Source organism: Streptomyces sp. HUAS 15-9 (assembly GCF_025642155.1).
Lineage (GTDB): Bacteria > Actinomycetota > Actinomycetes > Streptomycetales > Streptomycetaceae > Streptomyces.
The window spans coordinates 8,448,414-8,471,042 of the sequence record NZ_CP106798.1; the positions used below are offsets into that span (position 1 = coordinate 8,448,414).

Here is a 22,629-nt window from a genome sequence, read left to right on the forward strand (position 1 = left end):
CGTCCGAGGGATTCACGGACGAGGAGCGGGCGGCGATGAAGGAGCGGGCGAAGGAGCTGAAGTCGTCCGCGCGCCGCGGATCGCGTGCGGACAAGGCGGCCGAGGACGAGGCCGCGGTGCTCGCGAAGATCGCCGAGATGCAGGACTCGGACCGGGCCATGGCCGAACGGATCCACGCCGTCATCAAGGCGAGCACACCGGAACTCGCGCCGAAGCTCTGGTACGGGATGCCGGCATACGCCAAGGACGGCAAGGTCGTCTGCTTCTTCCAGAGCGCACAGAAGTTCAACGCGAGGTACGCGACGTTCGGCTTCAGCGACAAGGCGAACCTCGACGAAGGCGCCATGTGGCCGGCCTCCTACGCGCTGAAGGAGCTGACCGCCGCGGACGAGGCGAGGATCGGCGAGCTGGTGAAGAAGGCGGTGAACTGAGGCGACCACCACGCCGGAATGGCAGGGCCCAAGCAGCTCATGGGCGAGGACCACCAGCCCTGGCTCCTCGAAGACGCGGAGAGCCTCGGGCGTCACCCCCAAAGCCCCGGCACGGACGACCTCGTCCTGACCGGCCTGGACGACTGCGAAGGCCCGCCCGAGGGCCACCGGGGCGCGGTCCGGGTGCACGACGAGTATCGATGGCTCGGCTCGTGCCGGGAGTTCGCCCGCGTCCTGCCGCCCGAGCGGGACGCATCCCCGCTCGTCCTGCGGGGGCTCGCACCAAGTGAACAGCTGCGGCAGGCACTGTCGAAGGGCACCCGGCGTGCGTTGGACCTGGAGCAGGCAGCCCTGGAGATACGGGACGACCGGGGCGAGTCGCTCACCGAAACGCTGCTGTGGACCAAAGTCAGCGCCTGGCGACCCTCGGCCGTCAGGACCGATCTGATCGACCTGGAGCTGGACGGAAAGCTCTTCACGCCCGTCCCGGAATACGTACGGCCCCTGTGGGAGCAGTGGTTCGCCGGGCCGCCGGACACCCCCGGCGCCTGGGCCGGCCTCGACACCCGGCAGCGGTGGGCCTGGCTCGACCTCGTCCGGGACAGGGCCTGCCGGCGCGCGCACCGCGACCGGCCGAGCGGCCACGCCTACGAGCTCGACGGCCGGCACATCACCGATGTCCCCGGCCTCTACCTGGCACTCGGTGAAGCGGTGAACGGCCCGGGCGGCTACTTCGGCGGCTGTCCGGCCGCTGTCGACGACTGCTTGCGCGGCACCTTCGGCTACACCGCCCCCGGGGCCCTGCTCTGGAGCGATGCCGCGATCGTGCGCGAACACCTCTCCCGAATCCTGACGGCAGACGGCCGGCCCTACGACCTGTTCACCGAGACCCTCGATGCCCTGACCCGAGGCGGTATGCACATCACTCTGAGGTGATGTGCATGCGACGCATGGTTGCTTTGTGGTGAAGCTGAGCGGGAAGTCCAAGCAGATCCGACGGCTCGTGTCGGCCGGGTTCGGCCGGTTGGCGGGGGAGTGCCGGCCGGTTGGCGGGTCGGTTCCGGACACCCGCCGGATGTTGCACGGGGCGCCTTCCACCCGACCCTGGAGCTCATGAGTGGTCGGTCCCGGGACATGCCCTGATCGTCCTGGACCTACCGTCCGGGCCAAGGAGGAGGTCCGTCCTATGACGATCCGCCTGACGTTTCTCTGTGCGCCCGGCGGTGACGCCACCCTGGACGCACTCCTCGGTGACGCTCCCCTGAACGAGCGCGACCTGCGTGCGGCAGGCGCCGCCCGGGCAGCGCTCCCTCCCCACGGGCCGGCCCTGCGGGGGCCCTCGCTGCGCTGCTTGCAGACCGCCGACGCCCTCGGCCTGACGGCAGCGTCCGAGCCGGCGCTACGCGACTTCGACCTCGGCCAGTGGAGCGGCCGTACCGTCGACGACATCGCCGCAACCGACCCGCACGGTCTGACCGCCTGGTTCACGGACCCGGATGCCGCACCACACGGCGGTGAGTCCGTACGACAGCTCTGCCGCCGTACAGCGAACTGGCTGAGCGGTGTGGCGCCGGGCACGGGCCGAACCGTGGCCGTCACCGAAGCAGCCGTTGTCCGGGCCGCCCTCATCCACGCCCTGGCCGTACCGGCGCGGGCCTTCTGGTACCTCGCCGTGCCGCCTCTGTCCGCGATCTCCCTCACCCGGCGAGGCGGCTGCTGGGACGTCCGCCTCGACCGCCTCGATCGAGCGAGCCGGCGATGGGTGCTCTCGCCAGCAGGGACTCCGCCGCACCCCGTCGGCGAGCTGCTCTCGCCCGTCCACCTGGCCGACGGGAATCGACCGGGATCGGTTCGGGAAACGCTCTTCGTCAGCTGTGGGTAGACCGAGGCTGCCGACGAACAGAAGTAGCGCCGTACGCTGACCCCGCGCTGTCGGCGGACGGGACAAGCCTCGCCGGGCGGGCGCCGACAGCGGGCGAGGGAGGCGCGCATGGGCGGGGCGACACCCCCGGGGACGGTCCTGGTCGTGGACGACGACGCGGCCATCCGGCGATCGCTGGAGCGCGGGCTGCGGCTGAGCGGCTTCGCCGTCCGCACCGCGCCCGACGGGCCCGGCGCGCTCGCCGCCGTCGCGGACGGTCCGCCCGACGTGCTGGTCCTCGATGTGTCGATGCCCGGCATGAGCGGCATCGAGGTGTGCGCGCGGCTGCGCGCCGACGGCCGGGATCTGCCGGTGCTCATGCTTTCCGCGCTCGACGAGACCGGCGACCGGATAGCCGGGCTGCAGGCCGGGGGCGACGACTACCTGGTCAAGCCGTTCGCCCTGCAGGAACTGGTGCTGCGGTTGCGCGCGCTGCTGCGCCGACGGCCGCCCGCCGTCCCGGAACAGGTGTTGCGGGTGGCGGACCTGCTGATCGACCCCGCCGCCCGCACCGTACGACGGGGCGGACGGCCGCTGGACCTCACACGACGCGAATTCGAGTTGCTGGAGGTCCTGGCCCGCAACGCCGGGCTCGTCCTCAACCGTGACCAACTGCTGGAGCGGGTGTGGGGCTACGACTTCGACGTGCGCAGCGATGCCGTCGACACCTTCGTCAGCTATCTGCGGCGCAAGCTGGAGGCCGACGGCGCACCGCGGCTGATCCAGACCGTGCGTGGGGTCGGCTTCGTGCTGCGGGAGGAGTCGTGAGGCTGTCGGCCCGGATCGGACTCGCGGTCTGCTGCACCGTTCCGCTGCTGGTGCTGGCCTCCGGGTGGCTGCTGCTCCAACTCGTCGCCCGCGATCTGCACCGCGCCGAGGACGATCATCTACGGGAACGGGCGGCGGCCGTCGTGCCCGACGCCAAGGCGCTGCTGCGGGCCGGGGCGGCCGACCGGCCCAAGGCGGCGGACACCCGTGAACGTGCCCTCTACAGCGCGGCGCTCGACGTGGGCGTACGGGTGGTGGGACCGGACGGCACCTTCAGCGGAGGGCCCCAGCCCGGCCCCGACGTACGGCTGCCCGCGCGCACCGGCACGCCGGTCACCGTGCGCGCCGACGGCGACAGCTGGCGGGTGCTGGGTCGCCGGGTACGTACGCCGCTCGCCTCCGGCACGCTGTGGGTGTTCGCACCGGACACCGCCGACCGGGGCCAGCAGCGGCTGGTCCGGCGCCGGGTGCTGGTCACCACTCTGCTCGCGGCGCCCCTGTCCGGCCTGCTGGCCTGGGGCGTGTCCGCGAGCGCCGCCGCGCCGCTGCGGAGGCTGACCCGCGGCACCGCGGGACTGGACCCGCGTACCGACCGTGCCCGGCCGCCACTGGAGCGGTCCGGAGTCACCGAGGTCGACGAACTGGCCGCCACCGTGCGTAACGTGCTGGCCCGCTACGACGAGCAGGCCGCCCGCACCGGCGAGGCACTGGACACGGCCCGCTCCTTCTCGTCGGCCGCCGCCCACGAACTGCGCACTCCGCTGATGAGCATGGGCACCAACCTGGACATCCTGGCCGACCACCCCGAACTCCCCGAGGCGGACCGCACGGAAGCCGTCGCGGACCTGCGCCGTGAGCACGGCCGGCTGCTGGGCCTGCTGGTGATGCTGCGCGACCTCGGGCGCGGGGACCTGGTGGAGGCGGAGGCGTTCCGCACCGCCGACCTGACGGAGATCGCGGAGGCAGCCGTCGCCGACACCCGGAGCCGCGCGCCCGGCGCGCGGATCGAGTTGGACGCACCGGCGGGCATCGCCGTACGCGGCTGGGAACCAGGGCTGCGGCTGCTGCTGGACAATCTGCTGGCCAACGCCGTGGCTCACGGAGCCGACGCGCAGGGGTGCGTGAGCGTGTCGGTCGGCATGCGGCGCGTGGGGGAGTGGATCGTACTCACGGTGGACGACGGTGGTCCCGGGGTGCCGGAGCCGGACCGGGAGCGGATCTTCGAACGGTTCCGGCGCGGCCCGGCCAGCGCCGGCTCCGGGCTCGGCCTCACGCTGGTGGCCCAGCAGACCGCGCTGCACCGGGGCACCGTCACCGTCAGCGACGCGCCGGGTGGCACGGGGGCGCGCTTCGAGGTGCGGCTGCCGGCCGCGGCGGGTGAACTGCCCGACCGCCGTGACTGGTTGATCGGAACCGCCGGGACATACCGGTCACAGAGTTTCCCCAAAGAGCACTTCTAGCCTGCCGTGGGACGGGCGGCCGAGCGGTCCGTCCGGGAACGGAGGCATGTGATGGACATCCGGCGAAGGCGCCGCACCCTGCTGGCAGGACTGGCCACGGCCGCGCTCCTCGCGGCCGGCACCGGCGCGGCCGCGGCCGACAGCTCCCCCGCACCGGCACCGACCGGCGACGGAGCGAAGGCGCTGTGCAAGCGGGTGCCGAAGATCGACCGGCGGATCGAGCGGGCGCTGAAACGGCTGGACGCCGGGGTCGGTACCCGGGGTTCGGTGGCGCGGCTGGAGCGACGCGTGGACAACGCCAAGAAGGTGGGCCACACCGAGATCGCCACGTTTCTCGAGGACCGGCTGAAGACCCGTAAGGCGCTGGTGCCGACGCTCAAGCAGCGGCAGCAGGACCTCGCCGACGTCAGGACGTGGTGCCAGGACAACAACGGCGGCAGGGCGGCGAGTTGATGCGCGCAAAGGACACGGCGATATCGATCGCCCTCCTGGCCGCACTGGCCGTCGGCTGCTCCGGACACGACGGGGCATCGCCGAAGACACCCGCGGCCACGCCGTCGGGCTACTCACAGATGCAGCAGAAGGTCGACGCGGCCGAGTCCGCCGCCGCCGCGGCCGACCGGGACGCGGCCTCGGACACGGACCGCTGAACCGAGGGGGGAGACGGCGGAACGCGGCCGGGCGGCGACCCGAGCGGTCACCGCCCGGTGCCCCACCGATGGGCCCGGTCTCCCTCCACCCCTTCGCGGCCGTCAGCCGAGGTCCCCGAAGAGGGCAGCCAGGAGTACACCGGACGTGAGGAAGACGAGGGTCAGCGTCGCCATCGCGGCCTTCTGTTCCCGGGTCACCTCGGCTCGAGGCATGGTCATTCCGGTGCCGGCCGGGGCGGTCGCGGCCGTCGGCTCACTGATCGGCTCGCCGCCCTCGCCCAGCACACGTACCGTTCCCATCCCGTGCTTGAGGTGGTTGCTCACCAGCCAGACGTTCACGGGATAGGCGAACGCCAGACCGGCCGGCACGGCCAGGGAGAACGTCGTCCAGAAGCGCACACCGGCGGCGTCGTGGGTGCCCGGCACATGGCTCCGGATGATGACGATCACGGCCACCATGGCGCCCATCACGCAGTTCATCGAGAGCCACTCCGCGAACACCGTCGAACGGACGGCTCGCAGATAGCTGCCACCGAGCATGTCGCGCATGAAGAGGGCCTGGAAGACGAGCAGTCCGAAGCCGAAGCCCACGATGTACTCGGTCAGGCTGTCGGCCCAGGCCGGAAGGCCGATCACGGAGGTGATGACGGCCGCCAGAACGATGCCCGTGGCGTCGCCCGCCACACAGTGGATGGTCGATCCGAAGGCCTGCTTCCACAGGGGCGCCACGAACTTCTCGTGGGTCCCCGGCCGGGGTTCCTTGCAGGAGAGCACATAGAGCGCGGCGCCGACCGGTCCGATGTAGAGGGTCACCAGGACCCAGCCCCACTTCATGACCGTGAGTTCGGGGTTCTTGGTGAACGCGTCGAACGCGACATGGACGGTGGACAGTGCGACCAGGAAGAACCAGACGTACATGAGGGTGTCGGCGGTGGTCCCGCTCACGCCGACACTGGTCGCAAGCATGTCCACTGTGCCCTCCACCCCGCTCGCCCAGCCACCGCGGTATCGCTCTCTCGTGACAGGCCATGATGTGGCAGGGTGCTTCCGCCGGGCGGTCCGACGGACCTCGCCGCGTCCTTCGGGGTGGTTGCTTTCACCCCGGTGGAGGCAGCGCAGCGTGTGTCCCGTACGGCTACTTCGTGCGCAGCATGAGGGCCTGGCGGGTGTTGTCCCCGTAGACGCCGACCTCGTCCCCGCGGATGCCGTACCGCTGCTGGAAGCGGGCGACGGCCTGGCGGACCTTGGTGTCGTACCGGCCGTTGATCGCGCCGCGGTCGTAGATCTGCGGGATCTGGAGCAGACGTACCTGCAACTCGTACACGCCATGGCCGCTGTCGCCCGGACGCAGGACACCCGTGCCGGGAATCTCGGGCAGTGGCGCGGTGCTGCCGGGCTCCGGCTGGTCCGGTTGGTCCGGTTGTCCCAGGGATGCGGGTGGCGCCGTCGACGCCGTGTGCTCGTTGGTGAGCAGGGAGGAGACGAGGAGCACGCCGCTCACGGCGCCCAGTCCGAAAACTCCGGCGACGCGGGCGTGCCGCGGGTCGATGGACCGCCGGTGCTTGCGGCCCGGTTTCTGCGGAGGCGGGTGGACCGGGGCAGGGGGCACGGGCGCCGCGGGAGTCGGGGCGGCGGACCGGGCCGCGGGTGGAGCCCAGTGTCGAGGCGTGGGGGTGGGGGTGCCACCCGCGGATGACTCGCTTCTGCGGACGGTGTCTCGCTGCGGACGAACCCGGGGAGTGAAGAACGGCGAGGTCTCCCCGTGCCCCCCGTACTCCGGGGTGGGTGGCTCCGTAGCCTCCTGTGGCGAAGCCGCCTTTGGACCCCTGCCGCGTGCCCACAACGGCTCCACCGCAGCGGCTTCCAAGGCCCCGGGCGCGTGACCGGGCGCGTGCCCGGGAAGGTCGCCGCCTTCGGCCGCTGTGCCCTGGTGACGCTCCCGCTCCATCGCATGGAGGTCGGCGCGCGCGGCGTCCAGCGCCTCCAGAACCGCCCGGAAGGAAGCCCGGATGTCCTGCGCCGGGTCCGCCCCGGACGCGAGGGCTCGCCGCGGCTCGGCGTCGTTGAATGCCATGGGCAGTTCTCCTCGGTCGACGTCTGTGGCATGCCACGTCGGGACACCCGTTCTTGTGCAGCGATACGCAGGCCGGTCCGCCTTGTCTCAATCAGGCGCCGGGAGTTGAGGCCTTCGGTGCCTCGACCACGTACCGCGCGCGCCACTGAGGCAGGCCGTCGTGGGGGTACAGGCGACTGGCGGACTTGGGAGGATTGACGAGCCGTCATATCGGCAGGCGACCGCGTGCGGTGGCTTCCGTCGATTTCGCCGCGTGAGTCCTTAAGGTAATCACGCAGGCCATTGATCGACAAGCGGTGGGGGACGGTCCGGGGCGCGACGACGGCGTCGAAGCCTTTTCGTAACCGGTGTTTAACGCCGGACCCTTGCGCTCGACGGCGCCGACCGCAAAGGTATCGCACCAAACCTTTGATTAGGCGGAGAGCGGTACGTCGGATCCACCGGCGGCCACCAGAGCCCGAGGAGGCCCCTATGCCCACCGACAAGTCAGTGACGGAGCCGGAGCGCGAGAAGGTTCTGTCCGGAGACGCTCAACGCCTTCACGAACTCGGCTACGCCCAGGAACTGGCGCGTTCGATGTCGGCGTTCTCGAACTTCGCCATCTCGTTCACCATCATCTCCGTCCTCTCCGGATGTCTGACGCTGTACGGCTTCGGCATGGTCACCGGCGGCCCGGCGATGATCACTTGGGGCTGGCCGCTGGTCGGCGTGATGACCCTCTTCGTGGGCCTGGCCATGGCCGAGGTCTGCTCCAGCTACCCGACGGCAGGCGGTCTGTACTACTGGGCGGCCAAGCTCGCTCCGTCCCACGGCGCGGCCTGGTCCTGGTTCACCGGCTGGTTCAACTTCCTCGGCCAGGTCGCGGTGACCGCGGGCATCGACTTCGGCGCGGCCTTCTTCCTCAACGCGCTGCTCGACCTGCAGTTCGGCTTCTCCGCCACCCCCGGGCACACCATCCTGCTCTTCGGGATCGTGCTGGCCGTTCACGGCGCGCTGAACACCTTCGGCGTCAAACTCGTCTCCTTCCTCGGCAACGTCAGCGTGTGGTGGCACATCCTCGGCGTGCTGATCATCGTCGGCGCGCTCGTGATCTTCCCCTCGAAGCACCAGTCGGCGGACTTCGTCTTCACTCACTTCGTCAACGGCACCGGCTGGGGCTCCAGCCTCTACGTCGGACTCCTCGGCCTGCTGCTGGCCCAGTACACCTTCACCGGCTACGACGCCTCGGCGCACATGACCGAGGAGACCCACAACGCGGCCGAGGCCGGACCGCGCGGCATCGTGATGTCGATCCTGGTCTCCCTCGTCGCCGGCTGGGTCCTCCTGCTCGGCATCACCTTCGCCATCCAGAGCTACGACGGCGCCCTGACCAGCTCGACCGGCGTCCCCCCGGCGCAGATCTTCATCGACGCCCTCGGCGAGACCGGTGGCAAGCTGCTGCTGCTCATCGCGATCGGCGCCCAGTTCTTCTGCGGCATGTCCTCGGTCACCGCGAACTCCCGCATGATCTACGCCTTCTCCCGGGACGGCGCACTGCCCGGCTCGCAGGTGTGGCACAGCATCAACAAGCGGACCAAGACCCCCACCAACGCGGTCTGGCTGGCGGCGGGCGGCGCCTTCGTCCTCGGTCTGCCCTATCTGTGGAACGCCACCGCGTACGCGGCCGTCACCTCGATCGCCGTCATCGGCCTGTACATCGCCTACGTCATGCCCGTCTTCCTGCGGCTGCTCCAGGGCGACAACTTCGAGCGCGGGCCCTGGCACCTGGGCCGCTGGAGCCGGCTCGTCGGCGTCATCGCCGTCGCCTGGACGCTGATCATCACCGTCCTGTTCATGCTGCCCACGGCCAGCCCTGTCACCGGCAAGAACTTCAACTACACCCCGATCGCCGTCCTCATCGTCCTCGGCTTCGCCGGAGTGTGGTGGCTGGTCTCGGCGCGCAACTGGTTCAAGGGCCCGAAGGTCCAGGGCACCGCCGAAGAGCTGGCGGCGATCGAGCACGAACTCGAGTTCTGAGCCGGAACGCCGGAGCGCTGGGGCCTGCCTGCGGCAGGAAGGCGTGACGGACGGCGACCACCGGTCGGCGCGGTGCCCCTGTCGCGTATCGCTCCGCCTGCCCCCGGCGACCGGGGGCAGGCCGCGTCCGCGGCGACGAGGACGGATGGCCTCGTCGCCGCGGACGACCCGGGCACCGACGCATGTGCCGTTCATCGCACGTGCCGGTCATCGTCCGTCGTCGATCCGCTCGGCGAGAAGCATCGCCGTGTCGTCGGCCAGGTTGCCCCCCGTGTGCTCGAGCAGTCCCTGGTGGATGCGGTCCAGGAGATCCGACGGGCCGCACGGGTGCGCCGCTTCCACGGCCTCGGGCAGGGCGAAGAACACGTTGTCGGGGCTTCGGGCCTCGATCACGCCGTCGGTGTACAGCAGCAGACGATCACCGGGCACAAACGGAAAGCTCTCGACCGGCGGAGGAGAATCGGTGATGAACTCCTCCATGCCCAGAGGCGGCAGCTCCGTGCTGGTCTTCAGTGCCTCGACCTTGCCGTCGCGCACCACCAGTGGTGGCGGATGGCCGCGATTCACCACCTGAACCTCGAAGCTGTCGGTCACCTCTGCCACGACCGCGGTGACGAAATCCTCGGCCCGATACTTCGCGTCGTCCTGACCGACTGCCGTAGGTCCGGCGGACTCCCGCTCGATCGCCGCCGCGCAGTGGTTCACCACCTCCGCCAGATCAGCCTCGTAGTGCGCGGCCTCCCGGAAGGCACCCAGTACGGCCGCTACCAGACGTACCGCGGGCAGGCCCTTGCCACGGACATCACCCACGATCATCCGCACCCCGAACCGCGTCTGCGTGGCCTCGTACAGATCACCGCCGATCTGCGCCCCAGTCTCCGCCGCGAGGTACATGCTGGCCATCCTCACCGGACCCAGCCGGTCAGGCACACCCCTCAGGAGGACCCGCTGCGCGGCCTCGGCGATCCGGCGAACCTGGGCGAGCTCGATCCGCCTGCGCGTCCGCATGGCGTTGCTCACGGCGACACTGGCCCCCGACACGATGAGCAGGGACGCGAGGTTGGTGTAGACCTGGCCACCCCAGCTGTGGTGGAGGCCGGCCGTGATCAGGGTGACGACGCAGGCGCCGGCCGCTACCGAAAGGATGCCCTTCGGGCCCCATGTCAGCGAAGCCAGGGCCGGTGTCGCGGTGAGGAAGGTGCCGGTCACCACGGTGTGTGCGGGGGAGAGCTCGATGACCAGCGCCAACGGTACGATCATGAACGGAGCCCACCGTCCGAGCATGAACAGGACCCGGCCATGACCGCCCGCCTCCGATGGACCGGATGAGCGGAAGAGCGGCCGCATAGGTACAGCCTGACGCACCGAAGTCGAGTGTTCCACTCGCTCGAGGAGCCGAGCTCACGGCAGCAGTCGGCGTTCCTTCGCGGCCGCCACCGCACCCGCGCGGGTGTCGACACCGAGTTTGTCGTAGATGCGGCGCAGGTGGGTCTTGACCGTGGCCTCGCTGAGAACGCCCCCACCTCCCAGTTGGCCGACCGTCTTCAGCGGACCCCGAACCTGAAGGACATCCCCGGCACCCTGTTCCTGGCAGGCGCTGCCCCGTCACCGACGGCAACGCACCGATCGCCGGCATCGGTGTCGCAGGCGCTCCGTCCGGGGCGCTGGACGAGAAGTTCGCGCAGGCGGGGGCGAACGCGGTGGGCCGCCGCCAGGGGGTGTCGTTCGGATTATCCCGGCGTCGCGGGCCTCGTGAGGTCGTCCGCCATCTGCTGGGCCCAGCGGCGACGGGCTCGCCGCACATCGTCCCCCACGGCCCCTGGCCCCCAGAGGCATTCCTCGTAGACCGGCGCCAGGTCGGCCGGGTCGTCCAGGGCGGTCAACGTGTCGCTGATCGCTTGATGCAGTTCCAGGTCGGAGTACAGCGACGTGTGGTCGAGGCTGCTCAGGTACAGCGCGGCGACATGCGCCGAGTCCTGGTCGGGGTGTCGGCCGTGGGAGGTCATGCAGTCCCTCCTCATGGTGGAGGATGCGCGAACGGACTTTGAGGTATCGCAGGTGGGGCCGCGTTCCGTAACGCGCACCGTGTCACAGTCCGGTGGTTGTGGCTAGGTTGTTGGTGGATTGTGTTCGTATTGTGCACGGGCTGTTCGCCAGGCTTGTGGTTCATGTCACTCAAGGCCCTGTGAACTCTTCGCGCCTCCCGTGCCACTCACCCACAGAAAGCGGTGCCCGGGCGACCCCCCGGGTTCAACCACTGGAGGGGTGACACCATGGGACGGGCGACGGCTCCCACTCGCCGGCGCGGTCGAAGGACACGATCCACGGGTTCTCGGTTCATCGAGCTGGTAGCTGCCTGCGCGGTGTTCCTGTCAGGCTGCGGCGGGACCGATTTGACCGGGGCGAGGCCCCAGCAGGGAACCAGACCTGCCTCCGCGGCCCCCACGCCCGCCACGGGTACCTGCCTCGACCGGATCGGCTCGCAGATGTCGCCCGCCCAGAAGGTGGGCCAGTTGTTCGTGGCAGGAGTGCGTGTCAGGCCGGGCAGTGAACGGACCATGGCGGGGAGTCTGACCGCCCTGGGCAACCACCACGTCGGCTCGGTGATCCTCATGGGACCGAGTGGTGCCGGCACGTCGGCGATCAAGGCCGTGACGGAGCGTGTGGGTCTGCTCGGCCAGACCGTCGGAGAGAACCGCGTCGCCCCTCTGGTCTCGACCGACCAGGAAGGCGGCCAGGTGCAGCCGCTGCGCGGGCCCGGCTTCACCGACATCCCGCCCGCCCTCGCCCAGGGCGACTGGAGCGAGCAGCAACTGCGCCGGCAGGCGGCACGATGGGCGGCCGAACTGCGCGGAGCGGGCATCGACCTCGACCTGGCCCCGGTCGCCGACGTCGTCTCCTCGGACATGGGACGGGCCAATGGCCCCATCGGTCGCTACGACCGTCAGTTCGGCCACACCGCCGAAGCCGTTTCCGGCCACAGCGCCGCGTTCATCAAGGGGTTCCGGCAGGCGGGCGTGCTGACCACCCTCAAGCACTTCCCCGGCCTCGGCGGTGTTCGCGCCAACACCGACACGACTCCGCAGGTCACGGATACCGCAGTGGGCCGCGATTCCCGTGACCTCACCGTCTATCGCGAGGGCATAGCGGCCGGCGCCCGGTTCGTCATGGTCTCCCTGGCGACGTACACCCGTATCGATCCGGCGCGGCAGGCGGTCTTCTCGCCCATCGTCATCGAGGACGCGTTGCGCAAGGACCTCGGATTCGACGGCGTCGTCATCTCGGACGACCTGGGGAACGCGGCCGCGGTGCAGTCCATGCCTCCGTCCCGGCGCGCTCTGGCCTTCCTCCGCGCCGGTGGGGACCTCGTGCTGACCGTGAATCCCGACCACATCCCCGCGATGACATCCGCGGTCCTGGACGCCGAACGCGATCAGCCGGCACTACGGGCCCACGTCGAGGCGAGCGTACGGCGAATCCTGGCGGCCAAGCAGGCAGCCGGCCTCATTCACTGCGCGGACTGAACCGGCTACCCATGGTGGTCTCGCGGATGACTTCCCCGTCCGCCCCGCCCTTGTGGGAGAACCATCGTTCTCGCTACTGTGTCGTAACTGGAGAACGCACGTTCTCATCGAGTCGAGTGCTTGACCAAAGGAATGGCATGACACACGAACCGCGCCGTCCGTTCCCTCCGTTCACCCGTGAGTCCGCGGTGGAGAAGGTCCGGCTGGCGGAGGACGGCTGGAACTCCCGCGACCCGGAGAAGGTCGCCCTCGCCTACACCGTGGACTCCCAGTGGCGAAACCGCGCGGAGTTCCCCACCGGCCACGACGAGATCGTCTCCTTCCTCACCCGGAAGTGGCACCGGGAGCTCGACTACCGCCTCATCAAGGAGCTTTGGGCCTACGACGGCAGCCGCATCGCGGTGCGGTTCGCCTACGAGTACCACGACGACTCGGGCAACTGGTTCCGCGCCTACGGCAACGAGAACTGGGAATTCGGTGACGACGGGCTGATGCATCACCGTTACGCCTCCATCAACGAACTGCCCATCAAGGAGTCGGAGCGCTTGTTCCACTGGCCCCTGGGGCGGCGGCCCGACGGTCATCCGGGCCTGAGCGACCTGGGTCTGTAGAAGTGGAACGCGAAGAGGCCGAGAAGCGAGTTCTCGACGCGGCCGAGGAACTGTTCTACGGCCAGGGCATCCGGGCTGTGGGGATGGACGCGATACGGTCCGCCTCAGGCGTCCCGCTGAAGCGCCTCTACCAGCTCTTCCCCTCCAAGGACGCCCTGATCGAGGCCTACCTGCGACGGCGGGACGCGCGTTGGCTCAGTGAGCTGGCCCGGTATGTGGAGACCACTGAATCGCCGACCCAGCGCATCCTGGCGGTGTTCGACTGGTTGTCCCGCTGGTTCAGCGAGCCGGGCTTCCGTGGCTGCGGATTCATCAACTCCTTCGGGGAGATGGGGGCGACGTCCCCCGCCGTGGCCGGCATGGCGAAGGCCCACAAGCAGGCGTTCCGGCACTACGTCGCCGACTTGGTGGCCGCTGCGGAAGTACCCGACCGGCTCACCGACCACCTCGTTCTTCTCGCCGAGGGCGCGATGACCACGGCAGCCATCCATGGTTCCCCCGAGCCCGCCCGCCAGGCCAAGGACGCCGCGCGCACCTTGCTGCAGACCTCTACCCGGCCGCGTCCGGGCCGGGGAGCATGATCCACCGGGAGACGACGAAGGTCACCGGAATCGCCGCCATGGACGCCAGGAGCGGGGCGAACCGGTTTCCGGCGTGCAGGACGCCGACGATCACATACACACCCGCCGTGGTGATCAGGAAATTGGCCGCGTTCGTCAGGGGAAACATCAGGAATTTCCGCCAGGTCGGCCGAGTCCGGTACGTGAAGCGTGCATTCAGGAAGAAGGACCCGGTCATACTGAGCAGGAATGCAAGGACATGGGCACCGAGATAAGGCAGGGGATTGAGGAAGAGCAAGTAAAGACCGTAGTACGTGGCCGTGTTGATCAGGCCGACCGCGGCGAAGGTGAGTATCTGCCTCGGCACGGCGCGCGGTGTCGCGATGCGCATCAGGGAATGAGGTCCTTCGTCCGTTCCACGTTGGTCGCCTTCACCAGGAAGTGCGGCCGCCCCTTCACCTCGTAGTAGATCCGGCCCGTGTACTCCCCGATGACCCCGAGCATGATCATCTGGACGCCCGCCAAGGCCGTGACGGCGGTGATGATCGTGACATAGCCGGGTGTCTCCACGCCGTTGACGAGCGCAGCGCCCACGATCCAGGCCGTGTACAGGCCCGCACACAACAGAAGTCCCATACCGAGATAGAGGGCGGCCCGCAGCGGTCGGTTGTTGAAGGACAGCAGTCCGTCGAGTCCGTAGTTGAGCAGACCGCGGAAGGTCCATGAGCTGCGGCCGTGTTCGCGTGCGGCGTTCTCGTACTCGAAGGTGGTGCTGGGGAACCCCACCCAGGCGAACAGGCCCTTGGAGAAGCGGTTGTACTCGGTGAGGGCCAGGACCGCGTCCACCACGCGACGCGACAGCAGCCGGAAGTCGCCTACGCCGTCCATGAGTTCCACGTCGACGAGACGGTTGATGAGCCGGTAGTACAGGCGGGCGGTGACGGTACGGGTGATCGGGTCGCCGTTCCTGGTGCGCCGGGCGATGACCTGGTCGTAGCCCTGTTCCCGCAGATCCACCATGCGTTTGATCAGTTCCGGTGGATGCTGGAGGTCCGAGTCCATGACGACCACCGAGTCTCCCGAGGCGTGCCGCAGACCGGCGAGCAGCGCCGCCTCCTTGCCGAAGTTGCGGCTGAAGGAGACGTACCGCACGCGCGAGTCGCGATCGGCCAGCCGCTTCAGGGCGCCGAGGGTGCGGTCACGGCTCCCGTCGTCGACGTACACGAACTCCATGTCGTGGCCGAGCGGCAGCAGTTCCTCCGCGACCTTCTGGACCTCGTCGTGGAAGCGCTCGATGACGTCTTCTTCGTTGTAGCAGGGTGCGACGATCGAGATGAGCATGGTTCTCCCCCTATGGCACGGTCTCGGAGCGCCGGTTATGCGCTCGTGAGGTCGAAAGGTCGTGTGGTCGTCGGTGGCGCGGTGGCACGCCGGCGGCGGACGGCGGCGAGGGCTCCCAGGAGGGTCAGCGTCGCCAGCGAGGCACCTGAGACCGCCGCGCCCAGCCGCAGGCCGGGCGGGTGGAACGTGCAGGTGAGGCTGGTCGAGGAGCCGTCGAGGGGCACGGCGATGAGGCCGTAGTACTCCCGGGCGGGCACGGCGGCCGCGTCGCCCGTGGCGCAGCGCCAGCCGGCGATCCGGGGAGCCGCCACGACCGCGGTTCCCCTGCTGCCCGCGGGGAGTTGGGCCCGGATGGTGCCGTCGGAGACGGTCACCTCGCTGGCGCCGGTGGTCCTGAGCCGTTCGACGGCGGTGCGCAGCCGGGAGGTGTCCAGGCAGCCGACCGCGTCGTCCGGGACGAGGCTCGTCCGGTCGGGGGAGAGATCGATCCGCAGGCGTCCGGAAGCGGGCACTGTGCCGAGCCGCTGCATGGCGGCGATCTTGGTGACCGGGTGGTCCGAGCGGAACCGCCCGGTCAGGCCGTGGGCCGGGTCACCGGCCAGGCGCGCGGAGCCCGAGAAGTGCGGTGCCCACAGGTACACCTCGTTGCCGGCCGGACAGTTGGCCGTGATCGTCGGCTGTCGTGCGGCGGTACCGGCGGGCGGGGCACCGAGTCGCAGTCCGGGCCGTGTGTCGTCGCTGCGGTCCGATGTCCTCCCGGCGCTGGTGCGCACGGTGAGGCGGGGCACGGTGTAGACCCGGCTGCCCAGCAGCAACTCCTGGTTGCGGTACGGCGACGAGCCGAAGGCGTCGACGTCGGTGCGGCCGTGAGTGCCGGGCGGTCGCACCGTGACCAGGGGCGGCACCTCCTGCCGGGACACGGTCGTGCGGCTGCCGTCCTGCGGGAACCAGTTCTGGTGCGGGTCCGGCGGGGAGTGCACCCGCGCGCCGACGGAGAAGATCGCGTCCGTGACGGCGTTGTCCAGGCTCTGCAGGTTGCGGCCGCGCGAGGTCCAGCCGTCCCCGAGGGCGGTGAGCGTGCGGCTGAGCACGTCGGAGGTGAGACTGCTGTAGTACTGGGCGCCCTGGCCGCCCACCTCCAGCGGATCGTTGCCGACGGTCTGCTCCCGGCCCGGCTCGGTGCGGTACCGGGGCCAGCCGTCGGCGTCGGCGATCGCGTCCGACTGCCGCTGCTGGCGTGCGCCCCAGGGGGCGTAGTCGTCCATGTGGGCGAGCCGCAGCCGCGTGGCCACGGCGGAGGTGGCGGCCGCCTCGCCGAACTGCCCACCGAGGAGCAGGGCCACCGCGAGCGTGGCGAGGGCGGTGCGGCGTCCGCCGTCCGTGCGGCCCAGCAGGGCCAGTCCGGCGAGCGCGGCCAGGGCGGCGAGCAGCGCGAGCGGCAACGTGAAGGCGCGGCGCGTCAGTTCGCTCGCGCTCGCGGCGGCCATGATGAGCGTGAGCAGTCCCGCTGCCGCTGCCAGCGCGCGTCGGTCGGGTGGGCCGTACGAGAGCGAGGTCCACGCCGCGATCACCAGCAGTGCGCACAGCACGAAGGTCTGGCGGTACGTGCTGCCCTGAGGGGTGGCGAAGGCGTGCCACACCAGATGGGTCGGCCCCCACTGCATCGACAGCGTCACGACCGCCACCAGCAGCGTCCACCCCGTGCGCACCCGCCCCGGAACCGCTCGGTGGAAGGGCAGGGCGAGGGCGAGCAGCAGCGCCGTGCTGCCCACGTACACGGCCGGACTGCTGAAGCTGTACGTCGTCGGCAGCAGGCGGGCCAGCAGGTCCTCGGCCGGCAGCGGCACGAACTGCCTGACCCGGCCCGGAAAGGCGTGCCTGGTCCCGAAGTACACGACCGTCACCAGCGGTGCGGCCAGTCCGACGCCGAGTGCCACGGTCAGGCCTGCCCGCCCGGCTGCCGCGAACCGCCGCCGACGCGGGAGACAGGAGAGCCACAGCCGGAGCAGCAGCACCAGACCGGCGCCGAGGGTGGCCATGTACGCGGTGTAGAAGTTGGCGATCCAGGCGACCGCCACGACCAGCACCCCGAGGGCCGGGCGCCGTCCGCTCAGCGCCCACTCACCGACCAGGCACAGCAGCGGCAGGGCGATGAGTCCGTCGAGCCACATGGGGTTGTACGCGCCCATGGCCACACTCCAGCCGCACAGGGCGTAGGAGGCGCCGAGCAGTCCAGCCGCCCACCAGCGGCCGGGGCGAAGGGCGAGCAGCAGCCAGGCCATGGCCGCGCCGGCGGAGGCGGTCTTCAGCACGGTGATCACGTAGACCGCGAGGTCGATCTCGTCCCTCGGGAACACCGCGACGAGCAGCGCGAACGGGCTGCTGACGTACGTACCGACGTCGGGCAGGAAGCTGGAGCCGAATCCTGATTGCCAGTTGACCAGGAGAGCGCCGTCGGCCCGTCCGTGCAGCAGGTCCCACAGGTGTGCGTGGAAGGGTACGTACTGGTTGCCCAGGTCGTTGACGTTACGGGTGCGAGGCCCGAAGGGGTAGCTGCGCGCGATGGCGTCGGCGGCGCACGACGCGAGGACGGTGAGGGCCGCCGCGAGCAGCGCCGCGGCCTGTGCCGGTCCTGCCGTCGGGCGTGGCAGCCGGGGCCACGGACGGCGCTCGTGCGCATGGCCGTCCGGCGGATCTGCGGGCGGCGCGGATGTGGCCTCCGGCGCCGGGCGGGTCGTCGGTTTCACATCCTGTTCCTGTACGGCCGACGGCGTGCGTTCCTGTGAGGAGTGCCACAGGAAATGGCGATGGGCAGGATCGGGTGATGCATTCTTGGCAGGCCCCCAGGGGAAGTGGGACGCAGAGCGTCTCGTCCGGGGGCGTCACTCCCCGTGCCTTATGTGATTCGCAGTCTTAGACGGGCCATGTTTCCGAATGGTTGTGCCTCGTCTGGAAATTGAGAGTGTGTACTGCAATTCCGTTCCCGGGGGTGCAGGAAAGCGCGGTGAACGCCAGGGAAACGGAAATTGTCAAAGGAGTGATTCAACGGTGAATGATATGGCGGGCGGGCGAGTGCCCATCACGGTCAGGATTGCGTGCCCGCGCCCCGTACCACCACGACCGGACAGTGCGCGTGATGCAGCACGGCCTGGCTGACCGACCCCAGCAACAACCCGGCGAAGCCGCCGCGTCCCCGAGCCCCGACCACCACCAGTTGGGCGGACCGGCTCGCCTCGATCAGGGCTTCTCGTGTCCGGCCGTGTACGACCTTGTGCTCCACCGCCACATCCGGGTACCGCTCGTGACGGCCGGCCAGCGCCGCTGAGAGGAGGGTCTCCTCCTCCTGGCCGAGTGCTCCCGGCGGGTTCGCGTACGGCATCGACGCGACCTGCGGGGTGGGCAGCGGCGCATTCCACGTGGTCCAGGCGTGCAGTGCCACCAAGGGCGCCGTGCGCAAGGCGGCCTCGGCGAAGGCGAAGTCCACCGCTTCCGCACCCGCGGCGGAGCCGTCGACACCCAGCAGGATCGGACCGTCGGTGTGGGCTTCCTGCCGTACCACCAGTACCGGGCAGCGACCGTGTGCCGCCAGATGCACCGCTGTCGAGCCCACCAGGAGCCCGACGAACCCGCCCATGCCTCGGGACCCGACGACCACGAGGTCGGCGGCACGCGACTGCGCCTCCAGTACCGTCAACGGCTCACCCATCACCACCGTGTGCGACACCTCCACGCCCGGTGCCGCTGTTCTGGCGTGCTCCACCGCCTCGGTCACCAGGCGGTCGACCATGTTCCGGATCCCGCCTTCCGGCGGACCCAGGGGTGACGGACCCAGGGGTACATGCATCGCGGGCCAGAGAAAGGCGTGCACCACCTTGAGCGCCGCTCTCCTCAGCCGTGCCTCCCGCGCCGCCGCCTCCACCGCGGCAAGACTCGACGCCGACCCGTCCACGCCCACGACCACCAGACCACCCACGGTGCCTCCTGCGTCCGAACGCTCTGCCTCCCCTTTCAGAATCACCCCGGCGACGGCTTGCTGCCACGGGATGGTGATTTCCATGGCAGCGGAGTAAACGCGCGGTCCCCAAGGCTGCAATGAGCCTTGGGGACCGTATTGGGGGGACTCGGAGAGTGTCAGCCTCGCAGGCGGTAACTGTTTGCGAAGCCGGAGGGATTGCAGACGTTCAATTGGTTGGACACCTGGTCGTAGGTCCACCCTGCGGGAACGTTGCACGCCCAAAGGCCATTCACGGGTGTGCGAAGGTGGTAGCTGTTTGCGAAGCCGGAGGGGTTGCAGACGTTCAATTGGTTTGCGACTCGATCGTAGGTGAGGCTGCCGTTGGGGAGGGAACAAGCCCAGATGTTGTTCTGCCCGACTCGCATGCGGTAGCTGTTGGCGAACCCGGACGAGTTGCAGACGTTCAGCTGGTTACTGGCCTGGTCGTAGGTGTAGCCGGGCAGGACGTAGCACACCCAGATGTTGTCTTGGGGTGCGCGCAAATGATAGTAAGAATGGAAGCCGGATCCACAAGTATTCAGCTGACTCGTCACGCGGTCGTAGGTGTATCCCGCCGGCACGGAACAGGCCCAGGTGTTGTCCAGTCCGGTCTGCCCGGTCTGCGCGGCGGTTGCGGTTGCCGTAAGGCCGCCGGATAAACCCAGCAGCAGTGCCAGCACCGCGAATGCGCGTGTGCCTGCATGTGCCAGAGAACGGAATCTGAATCGCATGGAAGACTCTCCTCCGGAAAGCGTGATCTGCTGACGCTGGATGCTGCTGCCGTTCGGGACATTACTAGCTCTCACCGGAAAAGCATGAGCTCATTTCAGCCTCGAAAGGTCGCCGTTCCGGTGGCTTGATAGCACTATCTCGCCCGGCACCACTGGATGAGTGAGGTAGCTCCCGTGGCGGAGGTGGATCATCCGTATGGATGACTTCTCCACGTCGTGGTCCGGTCACGATGGAGTCATGGCGACCAAGCTGTCTGTGGACGATGTAACCCGCCTTCGGCCGGGCGCCTGGCCGGGGCTCGCTGCTGCGGTGTGGGGGCTCCTGTTCGCGGTGCCCAGTTTCGCCTGGGCGATGGGGAGTACCTTCGGCGCGCGGACGACGGTGTCGCCGTCCCTGGTGAAGCTCGCCGATGACCGGGTGGCGTGGTTCATGGCCGTCCTGTGGGTGACCGGTCTCCTGAAGGTCTTCGGGGCCCTGATCGGTATCGGCCTGACACATCGGCGGGGCACCTGGACCGGCCGTCTCATGGTGTTCTGTGGTGGCGGTGCGGCGGTGCTGCTCGCCTGGCACGGTTGTCTCTTCGTTGCCCATGGAGTGCTGGTCGAACTCGGGACCCGCTCTGTCGCGCCCGGCCTGGTCGGGCTGACCCGCTGGTATCTCTGCCTGTGGGGACCGTGGTTCATCGTCGGCGGTCTGGCTTTCGCCGTCGCCACCACGCGGTACGTCCGCCGACTGGATGCCCGGGGGGAGACGCGACTCTACGGTGCTGTGGGGGCGCTCGGTGCGTTGCTCCTGTCCTTGGCGTCGCTGATCACCGGGGTTGGTTGATGACCGTCGGATCCCGACGAGCAGCAGTCAAGGTCGCGGGGGTGGGGCCGTCGGGGCGGACGGTGATGCCGTACACCGCCTTCGTGGGGGTGGAGGAGAAGACCGGGATGTGGACCGGCAGCAGGTGTTCGAGGAGCACGGTCGATTCGCGGAGCGCGAATTGCAGTCCGAGGCAGGCGCGCGGACCGATGCCGAACGGGTAGTAGGCGCCCGGGTGGGTGGGGCGGTCGTCCGGGGTGATGAAGCGCCGGGGGGTGAAGTGCTCCGGGTCCGGCCACAGTTCGGGATCGCGGTGCGTGAGGTAGGGGCAGACCAGGATGTCGGTGCCCGCTTCGACGGCATGGCCGGCGAGGGTGTCGTCCTCGGTGGCATGGCGGGGCAGGATCCAGGCGGACGGGTAGAGGCGGAGTGTCTCGTGGACCAGAGCCTGGATGGCCTGGCGGCGTTGGGGCGAGCCGTCGCAGCCGGCGGCGAGAGCTTGTTCGCGGGCGGCGGGATGCTGATCGAGGAGCAGGTAGAGCCAGGTCAGGGTGGTGGCGGTGGTCTCGTGTCCGGCCACGAGCAACGTGACCAACTCGTCGCGGATCAGCCGGTCGGTGTACTCGGGGCGCTCGGTGGCGGCGTCGGTCAGGACGCGCAGCAGGCCCGGTCCGTCGGGGCCCGCCGCCCCGCCCCGGGCGGCCTCGATGGCGTGCCGGGCGACCGCGTCGATCCGGGCGAGATCGGCGGCGACGGCGTCCTGGGCGTCGGTGACGTCGGCGGGAAGAGTCGGGAGGGCCGCCGCCACCACCGCTACGGCGGTCAGTTCGCGCTCGGTGCCCTCGTCGAGGGGGTGCCCGGTGAGAGAGCGCCAGATGGCGTCCAGGGCGAAGCGGCGCATCTCCTGCCCGACATCGAAGGTCTGCCCGCTGCGCGCGTACTCGCTCCAGCGGCCGGCGGTGGTCCGGGCGGCCTCGGTGATGCGCCGTTCGTAACGGCGCATCCCGGTACCGGTGAACTGGGACTGCAGCAAACGGCGTTGCCGCTTCCACGCCGCACCGGTGGCCGCGAGAACACCGTCGCCGATCAGCACACGGGCGCGGTGGGAGCGCTTGACGTACCGCTCCGGGTGCCGGGCTAGTACGTGCTGGACCGCCTGCGGGTCGGTGACAAGTACCGTGGGAGCCGGCCCGAGCCGGAACGCGGCGATACCGCCGAACCGTTCGCGGACCTGGGACAGCAGCCCGACCAGTTCGCCTCCGCCCGAACGCCAACGCTCCACGAGCCCGGGCTCGGCTTCGGGAACCGGCCGCCCCGTACGGGGAACGTGCGGAAGAGGGCCGGGACTTGCTTCGGTCTCCACATCACCGACTGTACGTGAGGAGGAACGCTTGGTGACAGTCCGCCCCGCCCTGCCCTGCCCCGGCCCGTCGTGGCATTCAGCCTTTTCCGTATCTGTCTCAATCGCTTACGCCCACCGTCATAAAAAATTGCCACCGTGCGATTTTAGGAGCCTGTTGGGCGACGTGTTGTTTCGGCGGAGTTGCCGAAGTCGGAGTGGCGCAGGTCAGAAAGGTGACACCCCGGAAGATTGCGGTCACACCTACCTGACCTGTGTGTTCCCTCTCACGCCGTGTCATGTTTGACAGGGGCATCTACCTCTTTCCCGATGCTCCCGTCGTTCCCTTGAGGCTTTGACAACCCGGTCCACCCGTTCTTATTGTCGGCGGGTATTCGGGG

22 protein-coding genes and 2 pseudogenes are annotated in these 22,629 nt (G+C 69.6%); 13 read left to right on the top strand and 11 right to left on the bottom strand.

Annotated elements, in window-relative coordinates:
* The first annotated feature begins 35 nt into the window (after positions 1-35).
* From N8I87_RS38230 to N8I87_RS38260, 7 genes are all read left to right on the top strand, one after another.
* Positions 36-431, top strand: coding sequence for an iron chaperone (locus N8I87_RS38230; RefSeq protein ID WP_263216876.1), 396 nt, complete (start codon positions 36-38; stop codon positions 429-431).
* Positions 432-449: 18 nt separating this feature from the next.
* Complete coding sequence (locus tag N8I87_RS38235) at positions 450-1,367, top strand: barstar family protein (protein WP_263215461.1); 918 nt, start codon at positions 450-452, stop codon at positions 1,365-1,367.
* A 250-nt stretch (positions 1,368-1,617) separates the two neighbouring features.
* Positions 1,618-2,313 carry a histidine phosphatase family protein gene (locus N8I87_RS38240; RefSeq protein ID WP_263215463.1) on the top strand — a complete coding sequence of 232 codons (696 nt, stop codon included), beginning with the start codon at positions 1,618-1,620 and terminating at the stop codon, positions 2,311-2,313.
* A gap of 108 nt (positions 2,314-2,421) precedes the next feature.
* Positions 2,422-3,120, top strand: coding sequence for a response regulator transcription factor (locus N8I87_RS38245; RefSeq protein WP_263215464.1), 699 nt, complete (start codon positions 2,422-2,424; stop codon positions 3,118-3,120).
* A complete protein-coding gene (locus N8I87_RS38250; RefSeq protein ID WP_263215465.1) occupies positions 3,117-4,580 on the top strand; it encodes a sensor histidine kinase in 1,464 nt (487 codons plus the stop codon). Before N8I87_RS38245 ends, N8I87_RS38250 begins: the two co-directional genes overlap by 4 nt.
* 51 nt (positions 4,581-4,631) lie before the next feature.
* The gene (locus N8I87_RS38255) at positions 4,632-5,033 is read left to right on the top strand and encodes a hypothetical protein (protein ID WP_263215466.1); all 402 of its coding nucleotides are present in this window, start codon (positions 4,632-4,634) and stop codon (positions 5,031-5,033) included.
* Entirely contained in the window at positions 5,033-5,230 is a 198-nt protein-coding gene (locus N8I87_RS38260; protein WP_263215467.1) for a hypothetical protein, read from the top strand. Before N8I87_RS38255 ends, N8I87_RS38260 begins: the two co-directional genes overlap by 1 nt.
* Positions 5,231-5,332: 102 nt before the next feature.
* Here the strand turns inward: N8I87_RS38260 and N8I87_RS38265 are convergent, their stop codons facing one another.
* Together N8I87_RS38265 and N8I87_RS38270 are read right to left on the bottom strand one after the other, a co-directional pair.
* Entirely contained in the window at positions 5,333-6,196 is an 864-nt protein-coding gene (locus N8I87_RS38265) for a DUF4396 domain-containing protein (protein WP_263215469.1), read from the bottom strand.
* Positions 6,197-6,365: 169 nt separating this feature from the next.
* A complete protein-coding gene (locus tag N8I87_RS38270) occupies positions 6,366-6,731 on the bottom strand; it encodes a peptidoglycan-binding domain-containing protein (RefSeq protein WP_263215470.1) in 366 nt (121 codons plus the stop codon).
* A gap of 1,044 nt (positions 6,732-7,775) precedes the next feature.
* On the opposite strand from N8I87_RS38270, the gene N8I87_RS38275 reads away from it, so the two are divergent.
* Complete coding sequence (locus N8I87_RS38275) at positions 7,776-9,320, top strand: amino acid permease (RefSeq protein ID WP_263215471.1); 1,545 nt, start codon at positions 7,776-7,778, stop codon at positions 9,318-9,320.
* 207 nt (positions 9,321-9,527) lie between these two features.
* Here N8I87_RS38275 and N8I87_RS38280 read toward each other — a convergent pair whose 3' ends face one another.
* Entirely contained in the window at positions 9,528-10,580 is a 1,053-nt protein-coding gene (locus N8I87_RS38280) for a PP2C family protein-serine/threonine phosphatase (protein ID WP_263215472.1), read from the bottom strand.
* 141 nt (positions 10,581-10,721) lie between these two features.
* Positions 10,722-10,832, bottom strand: a pseudogene (locus N8I87_RS38285) (LuxR C-terminal-related transcriptional regulator); the annotation flags it as partial.
* On the opposite strand from N8I87_RS38285, the pseudogene N8I87_RS38290 reads away from it, so the two are divergent.
* Positions 10,833-11,029, top strand: a pseudogene (locus tag N8I87_RS38290) (heme-binding protein); the annotation flags it as partial.
* A 21-nt stretch (positions 11,030-11,050) separates the two neighbouring features.
* Here the strand turns inward: N8I87_RS38290 and N8I87_RS38295 are convergent.
* Positions 11,051-11,326 carry a hypothetical protein gene (locus tag N8I87_RS38295; RefSeq protein WP_263216999.1) on the bottom strand — a complete coding sequence of 92 codons (276 nt, stop codon included), beginning with the start codon at positions 11,324-11,326 and terminating at the stop codon, positions 11,051-11,053.
* 480 nt (positions 11,327-11,806) lie between these two features.
* Between N8I87_RS38295 and N8I87_RS38300 the strand changes: the two genes are divergently transcribed.
* The 3 genes from N8I87_RS38300 to N8I87_RS38310 all read left to right on the top strand — a co-directional run bounded on the left by N8I87_RS38300 (position 11,807) and on the right by N8I87_RS38310 (position 14,036).
* Positions 11,807-12,844: a glycoside hydrolase family 3 N-terminal domain-containing protein gene (locus N8I87_RS38300; protein ID WP_263215473.1), complete on the top strand. Its 1,038-nt coding sequence runs from the start codon at positions 11,807-11,809 to the stop codon at positions 12,842-12,844.
* Between the two features lie 137 nt (positions 12,845-12,981).
* The gene (locus N8I87_RS38305; protein WP_263215474.1) at positions 12,982-13,455 is read left to right on the top strand and encodes a nuclear transport factor 2 family protein; all 474 of its coding nucleotides are present in this window, start codon (positions 12,982-12,984) and stop codon (positions 13,453-13,455) included.
* A gap of 2 nt (positions 13,456-13,457) precedes the next feature.
* The gene (locus tag N8I87_RS38310; RefSeq protein WP_263215476.1) at positions 13,458-14,036 is read left to right on the top strand and encodes a TetR/AcrR family transcriptional regulator; all 579 of its coding nucleotides are present in this window, start codon (positions 13,458-13,460) and stop codon (positions 14,034-14,036) included.
* Here the strand turns inward: N8I87_RS38310 and N8I87_RS38315 are convergent.
* The 5 genes from N8I87_RS38315 to N8I87_RS38335 form a co-directional block, all read right to left on the bottom strand.
* On the bottom strand, positions 14,005-14,406 hold the full coding sequence (locus N8I87_RS38315) for a GtrA family protein (protein WP_263215478.1): 402 nt from the start codon (positions 14,404-14,406) through the stop codon (positions 14,005-14,007). The genes N8I87_RS38310 and N8I87_RS38315 overlap by 32 nt on opposite strands.
* Complete coding sequence (locus N8I87_RS38320; RefSeq protein ID WP_263215480.1) at positions 14,406-15,356, bottom strand: glycosyltransferase family 2 protein; 951 nt, start codon at positions 15,354-15,356, stop codon at positions 14,406-14,408. The genes N8I87_RS38315 and N8I87_RS38320 overlap by 1 nt, the downstream gene beginning before the upstream one ends.
* Positions 15,357-15,391: 35 nt before the next feature.
* A complete protein-coding gene (locus N8I87_RS38325) occupies positions 15,392-18,103 on the bottom strand; it encodes a YfhO family protein (protein WP_411577337.1) in 2,712 nt (903 codons plus the stop codon).
* A 338-nt stretch (positions 18,104-18,441) separates the two neighbouring features.
* Entirely contained in the window at positions 18,442-19,329 is an 888-nt protein-coding gene (locus N8I87_RS38330) for a universal stress protein (protein WP_263215481.1), read from the bottom strand.
* Positions 19,330-19,487: 158 nt separating this feature from the next.
* Positions 19,488-20,081 carry a hypothetical protein gene (locus tag N8I87_RS38335; protein ID WP_263215482.1) on the bottom strand — a complete coding sequence of 198 codons (594 nt, stop codon included), beginning with the start codon at positions 20,079-20,081 and terminating at the stop codon, positions 19,488-19,490.
* A gap of 238 nt (positions 20,082-20,319) precedes the next feature.
* Between N8I87_RS38335 and N8I87_RS38340 the strand changes: the two genes are divergently transcribed.
* The gene (locus tag N8I87_RS38340) at positions 20,320-20,910 is read left to right on the top strand and encodes a DUF3995 domain-containing protein (RefSeq protein ID WP_263215483.1); all 591 of its coding nucleotides are present in this window, start codon (positions 20,320-20,322) and stop codon (positions 20,908-20,910) included.
* On the opposite strand, the gene N8I87_RS38345 is transcribed toward N8I87_RS38340, so the two are convergent.
* Positions 20,894-22,252: a cytochrome P450 gene (locus N8I87_RS38345; RefSeq protein ID WP_263215485.1), complete on the bottom strand. Its 1,359-nt coding sequence runs from the start codon at positions 22,250-22,252 to the stop codon at positions 20,894-20,896. The genes N8I87_RS38340 and N8I87_RS38345 overlap by 17 nt on opposite strands.
* Between the last annotated feature and the right edge of the window lie 377 nt (positions 22,253-22,629).

What these genes read in the sequence shown, in the direction of transcription:
- N8I87_RS38230 (WP_263216876.1), top strand. Translation starts at nt 36, where the DNA reads ATGAAGGAGCGGGCGAAGGAGCTGAAGTCGTCCGCGCGCCGCGGATCG.
- N8I87_RS38235 (WP_263215461.1), top strand. Translation starts at nt 450, where the DNA reads ATGGCAGGGCCCAAGCAGCTCATGGGCGAGGACCACCAGCCCTGGCTC.
- N8I87_RS38240 (WP_263215463.1), top strand. Translation starts at nt 1,618, where the DNA reads ATGACGATCCGCCTGACGTTTCTCTGTGCGCCCGGCGGTGACGCCACC.
- N8I87_RS38245 (WP_263215464.1), top strand. Translation starts at nt 2,422, where the DNA reads ATGGGCGGGGCGACACCCCCGGGGACGGTCCTGGTCGTGGACGACGAC.
- N8I87_RS38255 (WP_263215466.1), top strand. Translation starts at nt 4,632, where the DNA reads ATGGACATCCGGCGAAGGCGCCGCACCCTGCTGGCAGGACTGGCCACG.
- N8I87_RS38260 (WP_263215467.1), top strand. Translation starts at nt 5,033, where the DNA reads ATGCGCGCAAAGGACACGGCGATATCGATCGCCCTCCTGGCCGCACTG.
- N8I87_RS38265 (WP_263215469.1), bottom strand. Translation starts at nt 6,196, where the DNA reads ATGCTTGCGACCAGTGTCGGCGTGAGCGGGACCACCGCCGACACCCTC.
- N8I87_RS38275 (WP_263215471.1), top strand. Translation starts at nt 7,776, where the DNA reads ATGCCCACCGACAAGTCAGTGACGGAGCCGGAGCGCGAGAAGGTTCTG.
- N8I87_RS38280 (WP_263215472.1), bottom strand. Translation starts at nt 10,580, where the DNA reads ATGATCGTACCGTTGGCGCTGGTCATCGAGCTCTCCCCCGCACACACC.
- N8I87_RS38295 (WP_263216999.1), bottom strand. Translation starts at nt 11,326, where the DNA reads ATGACCTCCCACGGCCGACACCCCGACCAGGACTCGGCGCATGTCGCC.
- N8I87_RS38300 (WP_263215473.1), top strand. Translation starts at nt 11,807, where the DNA reads ATGTCGCCCGCCCAGAAGGTGGGCCAGTTGTTCGTGGCAGGAGTGCGT.
- N8I87_RS38305 (WP_263215474.1), top strand. Translation starts at nt 12,982, where the DNA reads ATGACACACGAACCGCGCCGTCCGTTCCCTCCGTTCACCCGTGAGTCC.
- N8I87_RS38315 (WP_263215478.1), bottom strand. Translation starts at nt 14,406, where the DNA reads ATGCGCATCGCGACACCGCGCGCCGTGCCGAGGCAGATACTCACCTTC.
- N8I87_RS38320 (WP_263215480.1), bottom strand. Translation starts at nt 15,356, where the DNA reads ATGCTCATCTCGATCGTCGCACCCTGCTACAACGAAGAAGACGTCATC.
- N8I87_RS38335 (WP_263215482.1), bottom strand. Translation starts at nt 20,081, where the DNA reads ATGCGATTCAGATTCCGTTCTCTGGCACATGCAGGCACACGCGCATTC.
- N8I87_RS38340 (WP_263215483.1), top strand. Translation starts at nt 20,320, where the DNA reads ATGGCGACCAAGCTGTCTGTGGACGATGTAACCCGCCTTCGGCCGGGC.